Consider the following 15,758-nt stretch of genomic DNA (forward strand, 5'->3'; position numbering starts at 1 on the left):
GACACCAGGAGCGGCTATGAGCGCTGTGACCCCCGCTGGAGGCGACACCGCGGCGGGCCGTTCCTGGCCCGAGGTACTGAACGCCCTGCTGGAGGGCCGCGACCAGAGCGCGGACGCCACGGCATGGGCCATGGACCGGATCATGCGCGGCGAGGCGACGGACGCGCAGATCGCGGGATTCGCCGTGGCACTGCGTGCCAAGGGCGAGACGGTGCAGGAGATCAGCGGGCTCGTGCGCGCGATGTACGCGCACGCGAACGTGATCGAGGTGCCGGGGCAGACCGTGGACATCGTCGGCACGGGCGGTGACGGTGCCAAGACGGTGAACATCTCCACGATGTCGTCCATCGTCGTCGCCGGCACCGGGGCGAAGGTCGTCAAGCACGGCAACCGGGCCGCGTCCTCGGCGTCGGGTGCCTCGGACGTGCTGGAGAAGCTGGGCGTCAATCTGAACCTTCCGCTGGAGCGGGTCCCGCAGGTCGCCGAAGAGGCCGGGATCACCTTCTGCTTCGCGGTGAAGTTCCACCCGGCGCTGCGCCATGTGGCCGCGGCGCGCGGCCAGTTGGGCATCCGTACGACCTTCAACGTGCTCGGCCCGCTGACCAACCCCGCGAAGGTGCGGGCCCAGGCCGTCGGGGTGGCGGATCTCCGGATGGCGCCCATCGTGGCCGGTGTCCTCGCCGAGCGCGGCAACTCCTCCCTGGTCTTCCGCGGCGACGACGGCCTGGACGAGCTGACCACGACCGCCACCTCGCGGGTGTGGGTGGTCCGGGACGGCAAGGTCGCCGAGGAGTCCTTCGACCCGCGGGACGTCGGCCTCGGCCTCGTCCCCGTGGAGGCCCTGCGCGGCGCGGACGCGTCGTACAACGCGGAGGTCGCCCGCCGTCTGCTCGACGGTGAGACCGGGCCCGTACGGGACGCGGTGCTGCTCAACTCGGCGGCGGCGCTCGTCGCGCTGCGGCCGGTGGACGCGCCGTTGGCCGAGCAGCTGCGGGCCGGGATGGACCGGGCGGCGGAGTCCATCGACTCCGGTGCGGCGAAGCGGACGCTGGATCGCTGGGTGGCGGCCAGCAACGCATAGCGTCCACCGACGGTCGTCCCGCGATCCGGACGCGGGTTGCGGGACGACGATCGTTTCACGTACGTTCCTGTACCAGGTCATGAGTGACAGTCATGAGGCCCCGGCCGACTGTCCGGCAACCCTCCGTCCGTGGCGGGGTGCCCCGGGTGAAGACCAGGCCGTAGGCAGCGAGGTCTACGGCAAGCGCGGACCCCTCGCGCGCTTCTGAGAGCGCGGGACCAGGGGTCCTGGTCGTTCGAGGGAGCCTTCCGTGAGCAAGCGAATGCGATAGGGCCGCAGAGCCCCGCCTCCGCACACCCTTTTCTCTTCCTGCGCCCTCAGGGCGTATGTCCTCACGGGAGTTCGCCATGTCCGTCTTCACCGCTGCCGCCGATCAGTCCGTTTGTGCCCCTCTGCCGGTTCTGGGCCGGGATGTCACTGTCCCGCTCGTCACCGGCGGCGAGGTCACCTACGCCGCCCTCGACTACGCGGCCAGCGCCCCTGCCCTGCAGCGTGTCTGGGACGACGTGGCGGCCTACGCCCCGTACTACGGCAGCGTCCACCGCGGCGCCGGTTACCTCTCCCAGCTCTCCACCGACCTGTTCGAGAACGCCCGCCGGACGGTCGCGGAGTTCCTGGACTGCCGGACCGACGACCAGCTGGTCTTCACCCGGTCCACCACCGACTCCCTGAACCTGCTGGCCCGTGCCCTCCCCGCCGGCTGCGAGGTCTTCGTCTTCGAGACCGAGCACCACGCCTCCCTGCTGCCCTGGCAGGACGCGAGGGTCACCTACCTCAACGCCCCGCGCACCCCGCAGCAGGCCGTCGAGACCCTGGAGCGCGCCCTCGCCGACCGCACCGTGTCCGTTGAAGGGGGCCACGGCCCGGCGCTGGTCTGCGTCACCGGCGCCTCCAACGTCACCGGCGAACTGTGGCCGGTGCGCGAACTGGCGGCGGCGGCGCACGCGCACGGCGCCCGGATCGTCCTGGACGCCGCCCAGCTGGCCCCCCACCACCCCGTGTCCGTCCGCGACCTGGACGTCGACTGGGTCGCATTCTCCGGCCACAAGCTGTACGCCCCGTTCGGCTCCGGTGTGCTGGCCGGCCGCGCCGACTGGCTGCGCGCGGCCGAGCCGTACCTCGCGGGCGGCGGCGCCAGCCGCAAGGTGACCCGGCGTCAGGACGGCGGAGTGGACGTGGAGTGGCACGAGAGCGCCGCGCGGCATGAGGCGGGGTCACCCAATGTGATCGGCGCCTACTCCATCGCCTCGTCCTGCAAGGCGCTCACCGAGGCCGGCTGGGACACCCTGGTCGCCCGCGAACAGCACCTGGTCGCCGGGGTCCGCGCGGGCCTCGCCGAGGTCCCGCAGGTGAAGGTGTTGTCCCTCTTCGGCGACGACGCCCCGCGCGTCGGCGTCATCTCCTTCGTCGTCGAGGGCTGGAACAGCTCCCACTTCGCCGCGGCGCTCTCCGCCGAGTACGGCATCGGCGTCCGCGACGGCCTCTTCTGCGCCCACCCCCTGGTCCGCACCCTCCTCGGCAGCGACCCCCAGACCCAGGGCGAATGCGGCGCCCCCGAGGCCGCCCCGGGCGAGAAGTCCCTCAACGCCATCCGCGTCAGCTTCGGCGCGGGCACCCCCGAGGAACACGTCGAGCGCTTCGTCACCGCGGTGAAGGAACTGGTGACCGAGGGCGCGCAGTGGACGTATCGCACGGAGGACGGCCGCTGCGTGCCGGCGGTGTGAAGCAGGCGTCGGGGGCAGCGCCCCCGAAGGGGCGCGGGGAACTGCGCGAGCGACCCAAGACGGACTCGCACCCGCACATGAACCGCGCCCGGCAGGCGCGAAGGCGTCGGCGCCCCGCCCCACCGGGCTGAATCGCCGGCTGAGCGGCGCAGCCTCTAGTTGTCCAGGCCGATCGAGAACGCGGCCTCCAGGTCGTGCTGGGAATAGGTGCGGAACGCGACGTGCGTGTCCGTGACCTCGACGCCGGGGATCTTGCTGATCCGGCCGGGGATGATCTCGGCCAGGTCCTCGTGCCGGCCGACCCGGACCATGGCGATCAGGTCGTAGGTGCCGGTGACCGAGAAGACCTCGCTGACGCTCTCCAGCGCGGCGATCTGTTCCGCGATCTCGGGGATCCGGTCCACGCTGGTCTTGATGAGGACGATCGCGGTGATCACGGCTGGTTCTCTCCCTCGGGTGCCGGAGCTGGGGCGGACCTCACTCTAGTCGTACGGCCGTAGCGCACCCATGCGTAGCCGAAGCCGAGCCCGAAGCCGACCAGGTGCGCCAGATACGCCACCCCGGGGCCGTCGGAGGCCTGCCGTGCCGCCGCCCACTGCAGCGCCGCCCAGAACGGCAGCACGACCCACGCCGGGAACCGCAGCGGCAGGAAGAACAGGAAGGGAAGAAGACTGGTCACGCGGGCGCGTGGGAACAGGTAGAGGAACGCTCCGAGGACCGCCGAGATCGCCCCGGACGCGCCGACCAGCGACTGCTCGGAGGCGGCGTTGGCGGCCGCGTAGCCCAGCAGGGCCAGGTAGCCGCAGCCGACGTAGAACAGGGTGAACTCGACCCGGCCCATCCGTTCCTCGGTCAGCACGCCGAAGACGAAGAGGAAGAGCATGTTGCCGAGCAGATGCACCCAGCTGCCGTGCACGAACAGGGCCGTGGCGGGAGTGAGGGCCGCGCGCGCCGGTCTGGCGAACAGCTCGGCCGGCACCACGCCCCAGCGCCGGAAGTACGCCCGCTGCGCGGCGAGCAGCGCGTCCCCGGAGCCGTATCCCGGGGCGAGCCCCGCGGCCGGACCCAGGGCGAAGAGCAGACAGCACAGCCCGATGAGGACGTATGTCATGGGTGCCGGGGCGCTCCGGACCGCTCTGAGGGCCCTGCCGGCCGCCGTGCTCCACTCGCTGATCATGAACACAGAGCATGACGTAACGGGACGCAAGCCGACAGACCGCCTCGCCGCCGCGGACGGACGGGCGGCGAGTCCCCGGCAGGCCGTAGGGTTACGGCCACACGCGTCGGGCGACGGCGCGGGAGCGAGACGAGAAGGAAGCGGACACCCACGATGACGGTTCCCCTGCCGACCGCGACGACCCGATGGCGCTGCGCTTTGTGCGGCAACCTCACCCGCTTCGACGTGACGCGTTCCTCGAAGGTCGTCGAGTATGTCCACCTCGACCTGGCGGGCGAGCCGACGGTGGAGGAGCGCGAGGTGGTCAGTGAGACCATCGAGTCGGTGCGCTGCCGCTGGTGCAACGCGGTGGACCAGGTGGAACTCGTGGACAGGCCGGGTGCCGGCTCCTGAGCGGAGCGGCCGCGGAGAAGTAGCAGACCGAGTGGGGTGTGACGGATGGTGGAGACCACAGGCGGGGGGCCGGGCGACGGCACCGCCGAGGTGCTTGACCGTCCGCTGCCCGACGGCGTGCGCCGCCGGGTCGTGCAGATCGTCTCGGACGCCTTCGGCGGGCTGACCATGGTGGAACTGCCCGCCCAGCTGCGGCAGTACGCCCGGTTCGCCCCCAATCGCCGGGCGAAGTTCGCCGGGAACGCGATGGCGGCGGCGCTGGAGACCGATCCGCTGTTCCGGCAGCGGATCGGGGAGAAGTTCAGAGAGGCCCAGCCGGAGCTCGCCGGTGCTCTCGACTCCGGCTCCCCGCCCCCGGCCGCGGACCCGCTCGACGTGGCGGCCGCGGCCTATGTACTGCGCCCGTCGGGCTGGGTGAAGCTCGTCGCCGCGGCCGGTGAGGAGGCCCAGCGCGCCGACGCCGAGCGGGCGGACGAGGAGAGCCGGGCCGAGCTGGAGCGGCTGCGCGCCGAGCTGGCCCAGGCCCGCGACCACACCCGCGCCGAGACCGAACGGCTGCGCACGGAGCTGGAGTCGGCGAGGAAGGAAGCCGAGTCGCTGCACCGTAAACTCCGTGCCGCCCTCAGCGACGTGAAGCGCGGCGAGGCCGCCCTGCGCAAGTCCCGCGGCGAGACCGACGCCGTACGCACGGAGGCGCACCGGCAGGTGTCGGCCGCCGAGAGCGAGTCCCGCCGGCTCAAGGCCCGCCTGGGCGAGGCGGAGGCCGCGCTGGAGGCCACCCGCCGGGCGGCCCGCGAGGGCCGCAGTGTGGAGGACATGCGGGTACGGCTGCTGCTGGACACCCTGCTGGATGCCACCCAGGGGCTGCGCCGTGAACTCGCCCTGCCTCCGGTGTCCGTGCGGCCCGCCGAGACGGTCGACGCGGTCGAACCGGGACGAATGAGCCCGAAGGACATCGCGGCGCGCGCCCTGTCCGAGCATGATCCGGCCATCCTCGACCAGTTGCTCGCCCTGCCGCAGGCGCATCTGGTGGTCGACGGCTACAACGTCACCAAGACCGGCTATCCGCAGATGCCGCTGGAGAAGCAGCGGCTGAGACTGCTCGGCCAGCTGTCGGCGCTGGCCGCCCAGACCGGCGCCGAGGTGACGTGTGTCTTCGACGGTGCCGAACTGGCCGCCCCGGTGCTGCTCGCGCCGCCGCGCGGGGTCAGGGTGCTGTTCTCCAAGCCGGGGGTCACGGCCGACGAACTGATCCGCCAGCTGGTGCGCGCGGAGCCGCCGGGCCGTCCGGTCATCGTCGCCTCCACCGACCGGGAGGTGGCCGACGGGGTCGCCAAGGCCGGTGCCCGACCGGTCGCGTCTGCGGTGCTTCTCAAGCGACTGTCCTGAAGGTCCAACGGGCATACACAATGCCCGAATTGGCCGTATTGTCACGCAACGTAGTGTCAATCGCACCTCACTGCATGTGAGTTCTGTGCAAAGAATGCATTGCGTGATGGGATTTTCTGGTGAGAGGATTTGAACTGATCACAACTGGGTCACTAGGGTCTGGGCTCGAACCTCCGAACGGGTGATCATTCACTCACTCACAAGAAGGAGTTCGTCCTCCGTGGCGTCCCACCGTCGACCCAAACAGCAGAGTCGCGCCCGCGTGACCGTGCTGACCACCGCAGCCGCCGCAGCCGTCGTGCTGAGTGCGAACGCCGCCAACGCCGCGCCGAAGCTCAGCAAGGACCAGGTCAAGGCCAAGGTCGACAAGCTGTACGAAGAGGCCGAGCAGGCCACCGAGAAGTACAACGGTGCCAAGGAGAAGCAGCAGAAGCTGCAGAAGGAAATATCCACGATCCAGGACAATGTCGCCCGGGGCCAGGCGGACCTCAACAAGCTCCGCGACGGCCTGGGTTCGCTGGCCACCTCGCAGTACCGCTCGGGCGGCATCGACCCCTCGGTCCAGCTGTTCCTGTCCTCCAACCCGGATGACTTCCTCGACAAGGCGTCCACCCTCGACCAGCTGAGCGCCCAGCAGGTCGACGCGCTGAAGAAGATTCAGGACAAACAGCGCGAACTCGCCCAGGAGCGCGCCGAGGCCACCGAGAAGCTCAAGGACCTCTCCTCCACGCGCACGGAGCTGGAGAACAAGAAGAAGGAAGTCCAGGGCAAGCTCGCCGACGCGCAGAAGCTCCTCAACACCCTGACGGCCAAGGAGAAGGCGGACCTCGCCGCCCAGCAGCAGCGCGCCGACCGCTCCTCCAGCGAGCGGGTGCACCTCGGCGACGCCCCGCCGGCCTCCGGCCGCGCCGGGGCGGCCTTCTCCGCCGCCCAGAGCCAGATCGGCAAGCCCTACGTCTACGGCGCCACCGGCCCGTCCTCCTTCGACTGCTCGGGCCTGACCTCCTGGGCCTACGCCCAGGCCGGCGTCTCCATCCCGCGCACCTCCGAGGCCCAGGCGAACATCGGCACCCGGATCAGCTCGGCCGGCGACCTGCAGGTCGGCGACCTGGTCTTCTTCTACGGCGACCTGCACCACGTCGGTCTGTACGCCGGGAACGGCCAGGTGCTGCACGCCCCGCACACCGGTGCCGTGGTCCGCTACGAGGCGATGGCCGACATGCCGTTCCAGTTCGGCGTCCGGGTCTGAGGCGACTCCGGCACCCGCACACGGTGACGTCCGAACGGGCGAATCCCACGGACCGAGGCTGACCCCACGCCCCGCCCATGACCTGCGTCAGAGGCGGGGCGGCGCCGTTTTCTGCCGTCGCCGGCTTTGGCTCGGCGCCTTTCCCTGCGGCTACTGTCTGGCGCGTTTCCCCGGCGCCGGGGCCTCCCCGTCCCCAGGCGCCGGGGGAGCGGTATCCGTCCGCCAGCAGAAGGACTGCCGTGGGGTCTCATCGCCGCCTTGCCTCGTCCGGATTCGACCGGAGCGCCGCCGCCCTGTGTGTGCTGTCGGCCGCGGCCGCCGCACTCGGCGCCGTACCGGCGCACGCGGCGCCGCGCGGCGACAGCCGTGCCGAGGTGGACCGGCTCTACCAGGAGGCCGAGCAGGCGACCCAGGCCTACGACAAGGCCCAGGAGCAGGAGGGCACGCTGCGCCACGAGGTGCGCGAGGCCCAGGACCGCGTCGCGCGGCTGCAGCAGCACATCAACGCTCTGCGCGAGCAGCTCGGTTCGCTGGCGGGCGCCCAGTACCGCGCGGGCGCCATCGACCCGGCCGTCGCGCTGCTCTTCTCCGACGACCCGGACGACTATCTCGACAAGGCGTCCACCCTCGACCGCATCAGCAGCCAGCAGGCCGGCCGGCTGCGGGAGTTGCGCACCGCGCTGCGGGACCTCACCCAGGAGCGCGCCGAGGCGGCCGGGAAGCTCGGCGCGCTGGAGAAGAGCCGCAAGGCGGTGGCCGTGCACAAGCGGACCGTGGAGACGAAGCTCACCAAGGCCCGGCAACTGCTCAACTCGATGCCCGTCGCCGCCCGCGCCACCTACGACCGGGTCTCGCGCTCCGACGGTCCCGACGGCCCCGACCGCCTCGACCGTCTCGACCTGCACCTGCCCGACCTGACCGGTGTCGTCTTCCCCGACACCCGCGCCGCCGCCGCGGTGGCCGCCGCCCGCTCCGCCGTCGGCCGCCCCTATGTGTGGGGCGCCAACGGCCCCGCCGGCTTCGACTGTTCGGGCCTGATGCAGTGGTCGTACGCGCAGGCGGGGGTCCAGCTGCCGCGCACCTCGCAGGAGCAGCGCTTCGCCGGCCGGCAGGTCCCGCTGTCCGAGGCCCGCCCCGGCGACCTGGTGGTCTACCGCTCCGACGCCAGCCATGTCGGGATGTACGTCGGCAACGGCCAGGTCATCCACGCGCCCTATCCGGGAGCGGCGGTGCGCTACGACCCGGTCGGGATGATGCCGATCTCCTCGGTGACCCGGCCCTGACCGCGCCGCTCGCCGTTACGATCGGGTAATGGCTGGTCGCAGACGGGGGTGGAGCATCGGGGCGCTGGGCCTCGGGCTGCTGCTGCCCCTGGCGGGGTGCGGCGGTACGGAGACCGACGCGGCCCGTACCGAGGTGCAGCACCTGCTCGACCGGCGCTCCGCCGCCCTCCTCGGCCACGACGAGACGGCGTACGACGTGACGGGCGTCCGGAGCGAGTACACCCGGCTGCGCGCCCTCCCGCTGGCCTCCTGGGGCTACCGGGTCACCGCTGTGCGCCGCACCTCCTCCGGTGCCACCGCCGACGCCGACCTGAACTACCGCGTCGCCGGGTACGACAGGGCCCCGGTGGACGCCCGCCGCACGCTCACCCTCGGCCGCACCGCCGGCGGCACGTGGTACGTCACCTCGGACAGTCCCGCGAAGGGCGCCGGGCAGCAACTGTGGGACCAGGGGCCGGTGACCGCCGTGCGGGGCGCGCACAGCCTGGTGCTGGGCACCGGTCTGACGGCCGCCGGGCTGAGCGGTTACGCGACCCTCGCCGACCGTGCGGTCCCGGCGGTCTCCCGGGCCTGGGGCACCGGCTGGAGCCGCCATGTCGTCGTCCTCGTCCCGCGGTCCCTGAAGGACATGGGGGGACTGCTCGGCTCGCCCGCCGCCAACTACCGGGGCATCGCGGCCGTCACCACCGGTGAGGCGGGAGGGGCCGGCCGGGCGCCCGCGGACCGGGTGGTCGTCAACCCGGAGGCGTACGCCGTCCTCGGCGATGTCGGCAAGCAGGTGGTGCTCACCCACGAGACCACCCATGTGGCCACCCGCGCGCAGACCACCGCCGCCACCCCGCTGTGGCTCTCCGAGGGCTACGCGGACTGGATCGGCTATCTCGGCACCGGCCGCACCCCCACCGAGGCCGCGCCGGAGCTGACCCGCGCCGTCCAGGACGGTCACGCGCCCACGGAACTCCCCTCCGACAAGGACTTCGGCTTCACCAGCGACCCGGCCGAGCTGGCGCAGGCCTACGAGGGCGGCTGGCTGGCCTGCCGGATGATCGCCGCCCACTGGGGCGCGGCCCGGCTCGGCGCCTTCTACCGCGCCGTGGGCGCCCACGGCAGGCGGGCGGGCGCGGTCGAGGACGCCCTGAGGAAGGTGCTCGGCACCGCCCCGGGAGCGTTCACCGAGCGGTGGCGGGAGTACGTCAGGTCGCAGCTCGGCTGAGCGCCCCGAGGGCCTCGCGCAGCCAGGCCCGCTCCGCCTCCCCGGTGACCCGGGCGACCCGCAGCATGCCCTCCCGGAACAGGTCCCCGGCCTCCTCCGCGCGCACCGGCTCGCCCTCCCGGTAGAAGAAGCTCGCCGGCGCCTGGAGGAAGTCCAGCCGACGCCGCAGCACCGCGGCCTGCTCGGCAGGATCGTCCAGGTGCCGCAGGAACGCCAGGAGCGTGTTGAAGCGGACGTGGTCGGTGATCTCCGCCTGTTTGGGACTGCGCAGCCGCGCGAGCAGTTCCTCCCGGCCCTTGCCGGTCAGTGACAGCACCCGCCGCGGGGCGGCGCTCACACCGTCCTCGGTGCGCTGGTCGAGCAGCCCGGCGGCGACGAGCCGGTTGATGGCCGGATAGAGCGCACCGTCACTGACCTGGCGGACATGACCGCTCAGCGCCTTGATGCGTTCCTTCAGCTCGTAACCGTGCAGCGGCTCCTCGGCGAGGAAGCCGAGGATCGACAACTCCAGCACGCGTCCTTCTCCTTGCGTCTCCTTGCGGCGGCCTCGGACGCCATGCTACCTCTAAACGAGCTATCTCGAAAAGAGGTAGGCCGATGAGAGGGGATCCGCCCGTGAACGCCCACCGCAAGCAGCTCACCGCACTCGCCCGGCCCGTCTACCTCTCCCTGCTCGCCTCGGTCGCCTCCGGGATCATCAACACCGTCTGGGTCTCCCGGCTCGGCGGCCCGGCCGTCGCCGCCGTGGCCGTCGCCACCAACACCGAGAACGTGCTGCTCGGTGTCGCGCTGGTCTTCGCCTCCGGTACGACCGTGCTGGTGGCGCACGCCCGAGGAGCCCGGGACCCGGCCGCCGTACGCGCCGCCGTACGGGGCGGCTGGGCGCTGTGCGGGCTCGTGGCCCCGGTGGTCGCGGTCGGCGGTCTGCTGCTGCGCGAGCCCCTGGCCGGCCTGGTCCTCGGCGGCCACGACCCAGCGGCCCGCAGCCTGGCCACCGCCTACTTCGCGATCTCCCTGCCCGGCATGGCCGTCTTCTTCGCCCAGCAACTCGTCGACGGCATCCTCAAGGGCACCGGCGACACCCGCACGCCGATGCGGCTCGCCCTCCTCGCCAACGGGCTGATCCTGCTGTGCGACCCCATCCTGATCCACCTCCACGGCGTCAGGGGCGCCGCCGTCTCCACCGTGCTGTGCCGCTCGGTAGCCCTCGCCGCGGGTCTGCGCGCCCTGCGCCGGAACGCCCTGCTGCGGACGGCGGCCCTGGTCCCGCCCGCCGAACCCGCCGGCGCCGCCCTGCGCCGTACCCTCACCACCGGCCTGCCCATGTCCGCCGACTTCACCGTGCGGCAGGGCGGAGCGCTGGTCCTGGTGGCGATCGTGGCCCGGCTCGGGGTGACGGCGGTGGCCGCCTACGCCATCGCCTACAAGGTCATGTACGTGGCCACCATGGCCTTCTACTCCGTACGGCAGGCCGTCGCCATCCACACCGCCCACACCAGGGGCGCGGGGGTGGACGCGCGGAGGGACATCGGCCGGCAGGCGGTGCTGCTCTCCGGGGCCCTGGGCCTGGCCGCCTGCGCCGTGTTCGCCGCGACGGCTCCCTGGATCACGGCCGCCTTCGGCGCCGGACCTGAGGTCGCCCACCAGGGGGTGCTGTTCCTGCGCTGCGTCGGTCCCTATCTGCTGCTGATGTCCTGCTTCATCGCGCTCGGCGGAGTCTTCGAGGGCAGCGGGGGAGCACCGGCGCTGCTGCGGATCACGCTGCTCGGCACGGCCGTCCAGCTGCCCCTGGCGCATGCCTTCGGCGGCCTGGGGCTGCCTGGTGTCTGCCTGGCTCTGGCGCTCGCGATGGCTGTGCAGTGCGCGGCCGTGGCGGTACCGCTGCGGCGGGCCGTGCGCCGCGAGGAGGCCGAGGCACCCCCGGCTCGCAGCGGCCGCGTCAGGAGTTGACCGGGGCCCGCCGGGGCCGGACCGGCTGGGGCGGCAGGGGTGCGGCGGGGGCCGGGGGCACCGTCGAGCGCCACAGCCGGCGGGCCGCCGAGAGCGAGGCCGCGACCAGCAGGCCGTTGCGCACCGCCATCAGCAGGACCCCGTACCGGTCGCTCGCCACCACGTGCGAGAAGCCGAGTGGGAACTCCAAGACCGTCACGAAGGACGCGGCCACCACCATCAGCGCGGGCGCCCCCATCCGGCTCGCCCGGTACGACACACAGACCGCGGCCAGGCCGATCAGCCACACCAGGTACTGCGGGCTGATCACCCGGCTGGTGACCGTGAACAGCAGGACGGCGGTGAACGCCGCGTCCGCGAGCGTGTGCGGCGCCGTCAGGCCGGCACGCAGCCGCCACAGCAGCAGCCAGCCGAACGCGGCCCCGGTCAGCGCCAGCGCCGCCGCGCTCACCTGGTCCACATACGGGCCGAGGAACTCGACCGACCCGTAGTTCAGCAGCACCTCGCCCGGCCAGCCGAAGTGCCGGGCCACATGGAAGACCAGGCCGCCCAGCGACTCCACCTCGGTGCCCCGCTCCCGCTGGAAGGTCAGGAAGGCGAAGGCGCCCGGCATGGACACCGAGAACAGTGCCGCCAGCCCGGCTCCCGTCACCGCCGCCGACGCCCACGCCCGCCGCCGCACGGCCCCGGCCAGCAGCAGCGCCGGCCACACCTTCAGCAGCGCCCCGAACGCGGCCAGCGCGCCCATCACCCGTGGCCGCCGGGCCCCTGCGGCCAGCGCCGCCACGGCCACCGCGGTCACCATCACGTCGTAGCGTGCGTACACCGTCGGGCCGAGCAGCGGCGCGCCCGCCACCCATACCCAGGCGCCGCGCAGCGACCGGCCGGGGCGCCGGGCCGGACCCAGCAGCAGCGCGAGCACGACCACGTCGGCGAGGAACGCCAGCACGAAGAAGGCGTGTGCGTAGGACAGGAAGGGCAGGACGTCGGGGGAGCGGATCGCCAGGGCGGCGGCCGGCGGGTACTGCCAGGTCACGTCGTCCAGCGGAAACGTTCCTTGGCGCAGCACCTCGTACCAGCCCCGGTAGATCACCGACACGTCCGAGGTGACGTCCGGGCCCGGGAAGGCGAACACCTGGAAGACGAACAGCAGCAGCGCCACACGGGTGGCGCCCCAGGTCGCGAGCAGCCATGCCAGGGACCGCGCGGTGCCCTTCGTCTCCACGTGCTCCCCTGCCGTCCGGTCTCCGCTCGATTGACGCGTCGCGGACCATGATGTCCTGCCCGGCTGTGCGCCTGCCACAGACTCGGCCACGCCCGGCCCATTGGGTAGGGTCGGCAGCGATGCGCAAGACCCTCATCGTCACCAACGACTTCCCGCCCCGGCCGGGCGGCATCCAGGCCTTCCTGCACAACATGGCCCTCCGCCTGGACCCCGGCCGGCTGGTCGTCTACGCCTCCACCTGGAAGCGCGGCCGGGAGGGTGTGGCGGCCACGGCCGCCTTCGACGCCGAGCAGCCCTTCACCGTCGTACGCGACCGTACGACCATGCTGCTGCCGACCCCGCAGGTGACCCGGCGGGCGGTGCGGCTGCTGCGCGAGCACGGGTGCACCTCGGTGTGGTTCGGCGCGGCGGCCCCGCTCGGCCTCATGGCCCCGGCCCTGCGCACGGCCGGCGCCGAGCGGCTGGTGGCCACCACCCACGGCCACGAGGCCGGCTGGGCCCAGCTGCCCGCCGCCCGGCAGTTGCTGCGCCGGATCGGCGACTCCACGGACACGCTCACCTATCTCGGCGAGTACACCCGCTCCCGCATCGCCACCGCGCTCACCCCGCAGGCCGCGAGCCGCATGGTCCAGCTGCCGCCCGGCGTCGACGAGAAGACCTTCCACCCCGACTCCGGCGGCGACGAGATCCGCGCCCGCCTGGGCCTCACCGACCGCCCGGTCGTGGTCTGCGTCTCCCGTCTGGTCCCGCGCAAGGGACAGGACACCCTCATCCAGGCCATGCCCCGCATCCTCGCCGCCGAGCCGGACACCGTCCTGCTGATCGTGGGCGGCGGGCCGTACGAGCGCGATCTGCGGCGGATGGCGGCCGAGACCGGTGTGGGCGACTCCGTCCGCTTCACCGGCGCCGTCCCCTGGTCCGAACTCCCCGCCCACTACGGCGCCGGCGACGTCTTCGCCATGCCCTGCCGAACCCGCCGGGGCGGCCTGGACGTGGAGGGCCTGGGCATCGTCTACCTGGAGGCCTCGGCGACGGGCCTGCCGGTCGTGGCGGGGGATTCGGGCGGGGCGCCGGACGCGGTACTGGACGGCGAGACGGGCTGGGTCGTCCGGGGCAGCCGGCCGGAGGAGGCGGCCGAGCGAATCGTGGCCCTGCTGGGCGACCCCGGGCTGCGAAAGTGCATGGGCGACCGAGGCCGCCAGTGGGTCGAGGAGAAGTGGCGCTGGGACCTGCTCGCCGAGAAACTCAAAGACTTGCTGTAGGGGCAGCCGACCCAGGGGCGCGGGGCTGTGTCGATATGCGGCTCCGCCGCGTGGGCGCGACAAGCCACGACGGACCCGCACCCGCCGACGAAGCGCACCCGGCACCCCCGGGAGGCGCCCATCCCCTTGGCGGAACCGGAAAATCCGCCCATGCTGCGCGCATGACACCAAACCTGATGAGACGTCAGCTGACGAGACGTCACATACTCGGCATGGCCGCACTGCAGACAGCGGCCACCCTCGGCTTCACCCGCATAGGACTCCAGTCGGCCCGGGCCGCCGAGCCCGACGCAGTCGAAAACGCCCCGGCGATCGTCATCGGCTCCGGCTACGGCGGCGCCGTAGCCGCCCTCCGCCTGGGTCAGGCAGGCCTCCGCACCCTCGTCCTGGAGATGGGCCGGCTCTGGAACACCACCGGCACCGACGGCAGGATCTTCTGCTCCACCACCGCCCCCGACCAGCGCTCCATGTGGTTCCGCACCCGCACCGAGGCCCCGCTCGCCACCTTCCTCTGGCTGGACGTGGTCAACAAGGACATCAGCCCCTACCCCGGCGCCCTGGACCGCGTGCACTACGACAACATGTCCGTCTACGTCGGCCGCGGCGTCGGCGGCGGCTCCCTCGTCAACGGCGGGATGGCGGTCACGCCCCTGAAGTCGTACTTCACCGAGCAGTTCCCGACCGTGGACGCCGACGAGATGTTCGGCACCTACTACCCGCGGGCCCGCGCCATGCTCGGCGTCAACACGATCGACCCGGCGTGGTTCGAGTCCACCGAGTGGTACCGGTTCACCCGCACCTCCCGGAAGGCCGCCGGCAACGCGGGCCTGAAGACCACCTTCGTGCCGAACGTCTACGACTTCGGCTACATGCAGCGGGAGGCGGCCGGTACGGCCACGAAGTCCGCGCTCGCCGGGGAGGTCATCTACGGCAACAACCACGGCAAGCGCAGCCTCGACAAGACCTACCTGGCGGCCGCCCTCGGCACCGGCAACGTCACCCTGCACACCCTGGAGAAGGTGACGTCGGTCAGCCGGGCGAGCGACGGGTCGTACGTGCTGACCGCCGACCGGATCGACGCCACCGGCGCGGTCGTCGAGACCAGGCAGTACAGCTGCACGTACCTGTTCCTCGGCGGCGGGAGTCTCGGCACCACCGAACTCCTCGTCCGCGCCCGGGACACCGGCACCCTGCCCGACCTGAACGCGGCCGTGGGCGCGGGCTGGGGCACCAACGGCAACACCATGCTCGGCCGGGCGAACCACGTCTGGGACACCGTCGGCGCCGACGAGGCGACCATGCCGGTGATGGGCATCGACGACTGGGCCAACTCCGACAACCCGGTCTTCGCCGAGATCGCCCCGCTGCCCATGGGGTTCGAGCACTGGATCAGCCTGTACCTGGCGATCACCAAGAACCCGGAACGGGCGTCCTTCACCTACGACTCCGCCTCCGGCGCGGTCAGGCTCGGCTGGACCCCGGCCCAGAGCGCGGTGTCGGTCAGCATGGCCAGGAAGCTGTTCGACCGGATCAACCTGGCCAACGCGACCATCTACCGCTACGACCTGTTCGGCTCGACGAGCAAGGTCTTCGCGGACGACTTCACGTACCACCCCCTCGGCGGCTGCGTCCTCGGGAAGGCGACCGACGACTACGGCCGGGTGAAGGGGTATGCACGCCTGTACGTCACCGACGGCTCGCTCGTGCCCGGCAACATCGGCGTGAACCCCTTCGTCACCATCACGGCGCTCGCCGAACGCACGATGGCGCGGGTCCTCGCCGAGGACACCGCGCCATGAGGCAACCGCCAAA

General features: G+C 72.3%; 14 protein-coding genes and 1 riboswitch. Of the genes, 10 read left to right on the top strand and 4 right to left on the bottom strand.

Annotation, left to right across the window (positions count from 1 at the left end):
- The first annotated feature begins 16 nt into the window (after window positions 1-16).
- Window positions 17-1,081 carry an anthranilate phosphoribosyltransferase gene (trpD, locus tag ABZ624_RS15930; protein WP_360087984.1) on the top strand — a complete coding sequence of 355 codons (1,065 nt, stop codon included), beginning with the start codon at window positions 17-19 and terminating at the stop codon, window positions 1,079-1,081.
- A 75-nt stretch (window positions 1,082-1,156) separates the two neighbouring features.
- Window positions 1,157-1,273, top strand: a riboswitch (SAM riboswitch).
- A gap of 155 nt (window positions 1,274-1,428) precedes the next feature.
- The gene (locus ABZ624_RS15935; protein ID WP_360087987.1) at window positions 1,429-2,805 is read left to right on the top strand and encodes an aminotransferase class V-fold PLP-dependent enzyme; all 1,377 of its coding nucleotides are present in this window, start codon (window positions 1,429-1,431) and stop codon (window positions 2,803-2,805) included.
- A 155-nt stretch (window positions 2,806-2,960) separates the two neighbouring features.
- Here the strand turns inward: ABZ624_RS15935 and ABZ624_RS15940 are convergent, their stop codons facing one another.
- Window positions 2,961-3,242, bottom strand: coding sequence for an Lrp/AsnC ligand binding domain-containing protein (locus tag ABZ624_RS15940; protein ID WP_360087990.1), 282 nt, complete (start codon window positions 3,240-3,242; stop codon window positions 2,961-2,963).
- Entirely contained in the window at window positions 3,239-3,982 is a 744-nt protein-coding gene (locus ABZ624_RS15945; RefSeq protein WP_360087993.1) for a rhomboid family intramembrane serine protease, read from the bottom strand. The genes ABZ624_RS15940 and ABZ624_RS15945 overlap by 4 nt, the downstream gene beginning before the upstream one ends.
- A gap of 153 nt (window positions 3,983-4,135) precedes the next feature.
- Here ABZ624_RS15945 and ABZ624_RS15950 point away from each other — a divergent pair, with 153 nt between their 5' ends.
- From ABZ624_RS15950 to ABZ624_RS15970, 5 genes are all read left to right on the top strand, one after another.
- Window positions 4,136-4,375 carry a hypothetical protein gene (locus tag ABZ624_RS15950; RefSeq protein WP_029382693.1) on the top strand — a complete coding sequence of 80 codons (240 nt, stop codon included), beginning with the start codon at window positions 4,136-4,138 and terminating at the stop codon, window positions 4,373-4,375.
- A 45-nt stretch (window positions 4,376-4,420) separates the two neighbouring features.
- Window positions 4,421-5,764, top strand: coding sequence for an NYN domain-containing protein (locus tag ABZ624_RS15955; RefSeq protein ID WP_360087996.1), 1,344 nt, complete (start codon window positions 4,421-4,423; stop codon window positions 5,762-5,764).
- A 220-nt stretch (window positions 5,765-5,984) separates the two neighbouring features.
- Window positions 5,985-7,013 (top strand): NlpC/P60 family protein, encoded by a 1,029-nt coding sequence (locus ABZ624_RS15960; protein ID WP_360087999.1) that lies wholly within the window; start codon window positions 5,985-5,987, stop codon window positions 7,011-7,013.
- Between the two features lie 239 nt (window positions 7,014-7,252).
- Window positions 7,253-8,296 (top strand): NlpC/P60 family protein, encoded by a 1,044-nt coding sequence (locus ABZ624_RS15965; RefSeq protein WP_360088002.1) that lies wholly within the window; start codon window positions 7,253-7,255, stop codon window positions 8,294-8,296.
- Between the two features lie 28 nt (window positions 8,297-8,324).
- Entirely contained in the window at window positions 8,325-9,509 is a 1,185-nt protein-coding gene (locus ABZ624_RS15970) for a hypothetical protein (protein WP_360088005.1), read from the top strand.
- Here the strand turns inward: ABZ624_RS15970 and ABZ624_RS15975 are convergent.
- Entirely contained in the window at window positions 9,490-10,023 is a 534-nt protein-coding gene (locus tag ABZ624_RS15975; protein WP_360088008.1) for a PadR family transcriptional regulator, read from the bottom strand. The genes ABZ624_RS15970 and ABZ624_RS15975 overlap by 20 nt on opposite strands.
- 101 nt (window positions 10,024-10,124) lie before the next feature.
- Between ABZ624_RS15975 and ABZ624_RS15980 the strand changes: the two genes are divergently transcribed.
- Window positions 10,125-11,459 (top strand): MATE family efflux transporter, encoded by a 1,335-nt coding sequence (locus ABZ624_RS15980; protein ID WP_360088581.1) that lies wholly within the window; start codon window positions 10,125-10,127, stop codon window positions 11,457-11,459.
- Here the strand turns inward: ABZ624_RS15980 and ABZ624_RS15985 are convergent.
- Entirely contained in the window at window positions 11,449-12,684 is a 1,236-nt protein-coding gene (locus tag ABZ624_RS15985; RefSeq protein WP_360088011.1) for a glycosyltransferase family 87 protein, read from the bottom strand. The genes ABZ624_RS15980 and ABZ624_RS15985 overlap by 11 nt on opposite strands.
- A 119-nt stretch (window positions 12,685-12,803) precedes the next feature.
- Between ABZ624_RS15985 and ABZ624_RS15990 the strand changes: the two genes are divergently transcribed.
- The gene (locus tag ABZ624_RS15990) at window positions 12,804-13,946 is read left to right on the top strand and encodes a glycosyltransferase family 4 protein (protein ID WP_360088014.1); all 1,143 of its coding nucleotides are present in this window, start codon (window positions 12,804-12,806) and stop codon (window positions 13,944-13,946) included.
- 212 nt (window positions 13,947-14,158) lie between these two features.
- Entirely contained in the window at window positions 14,159-15,745 is a 1,587-nt protein-coding gene (locus tag ABZ624_RS15995; protein WP_360088016.1) for a GMC oxidoreductase, read from the top strand.
- Window positions 15,746-15,758 lie beyond the last annotated feature (13 nt).

Source organism: Streptomyces sp. NPDC007205, assembly GCF_040634095.1.
GTDB lineage: Bacteria > Actinomycetota > Actinomycetes > Streptomycetales > Streptomycetaceae > Streptomyces.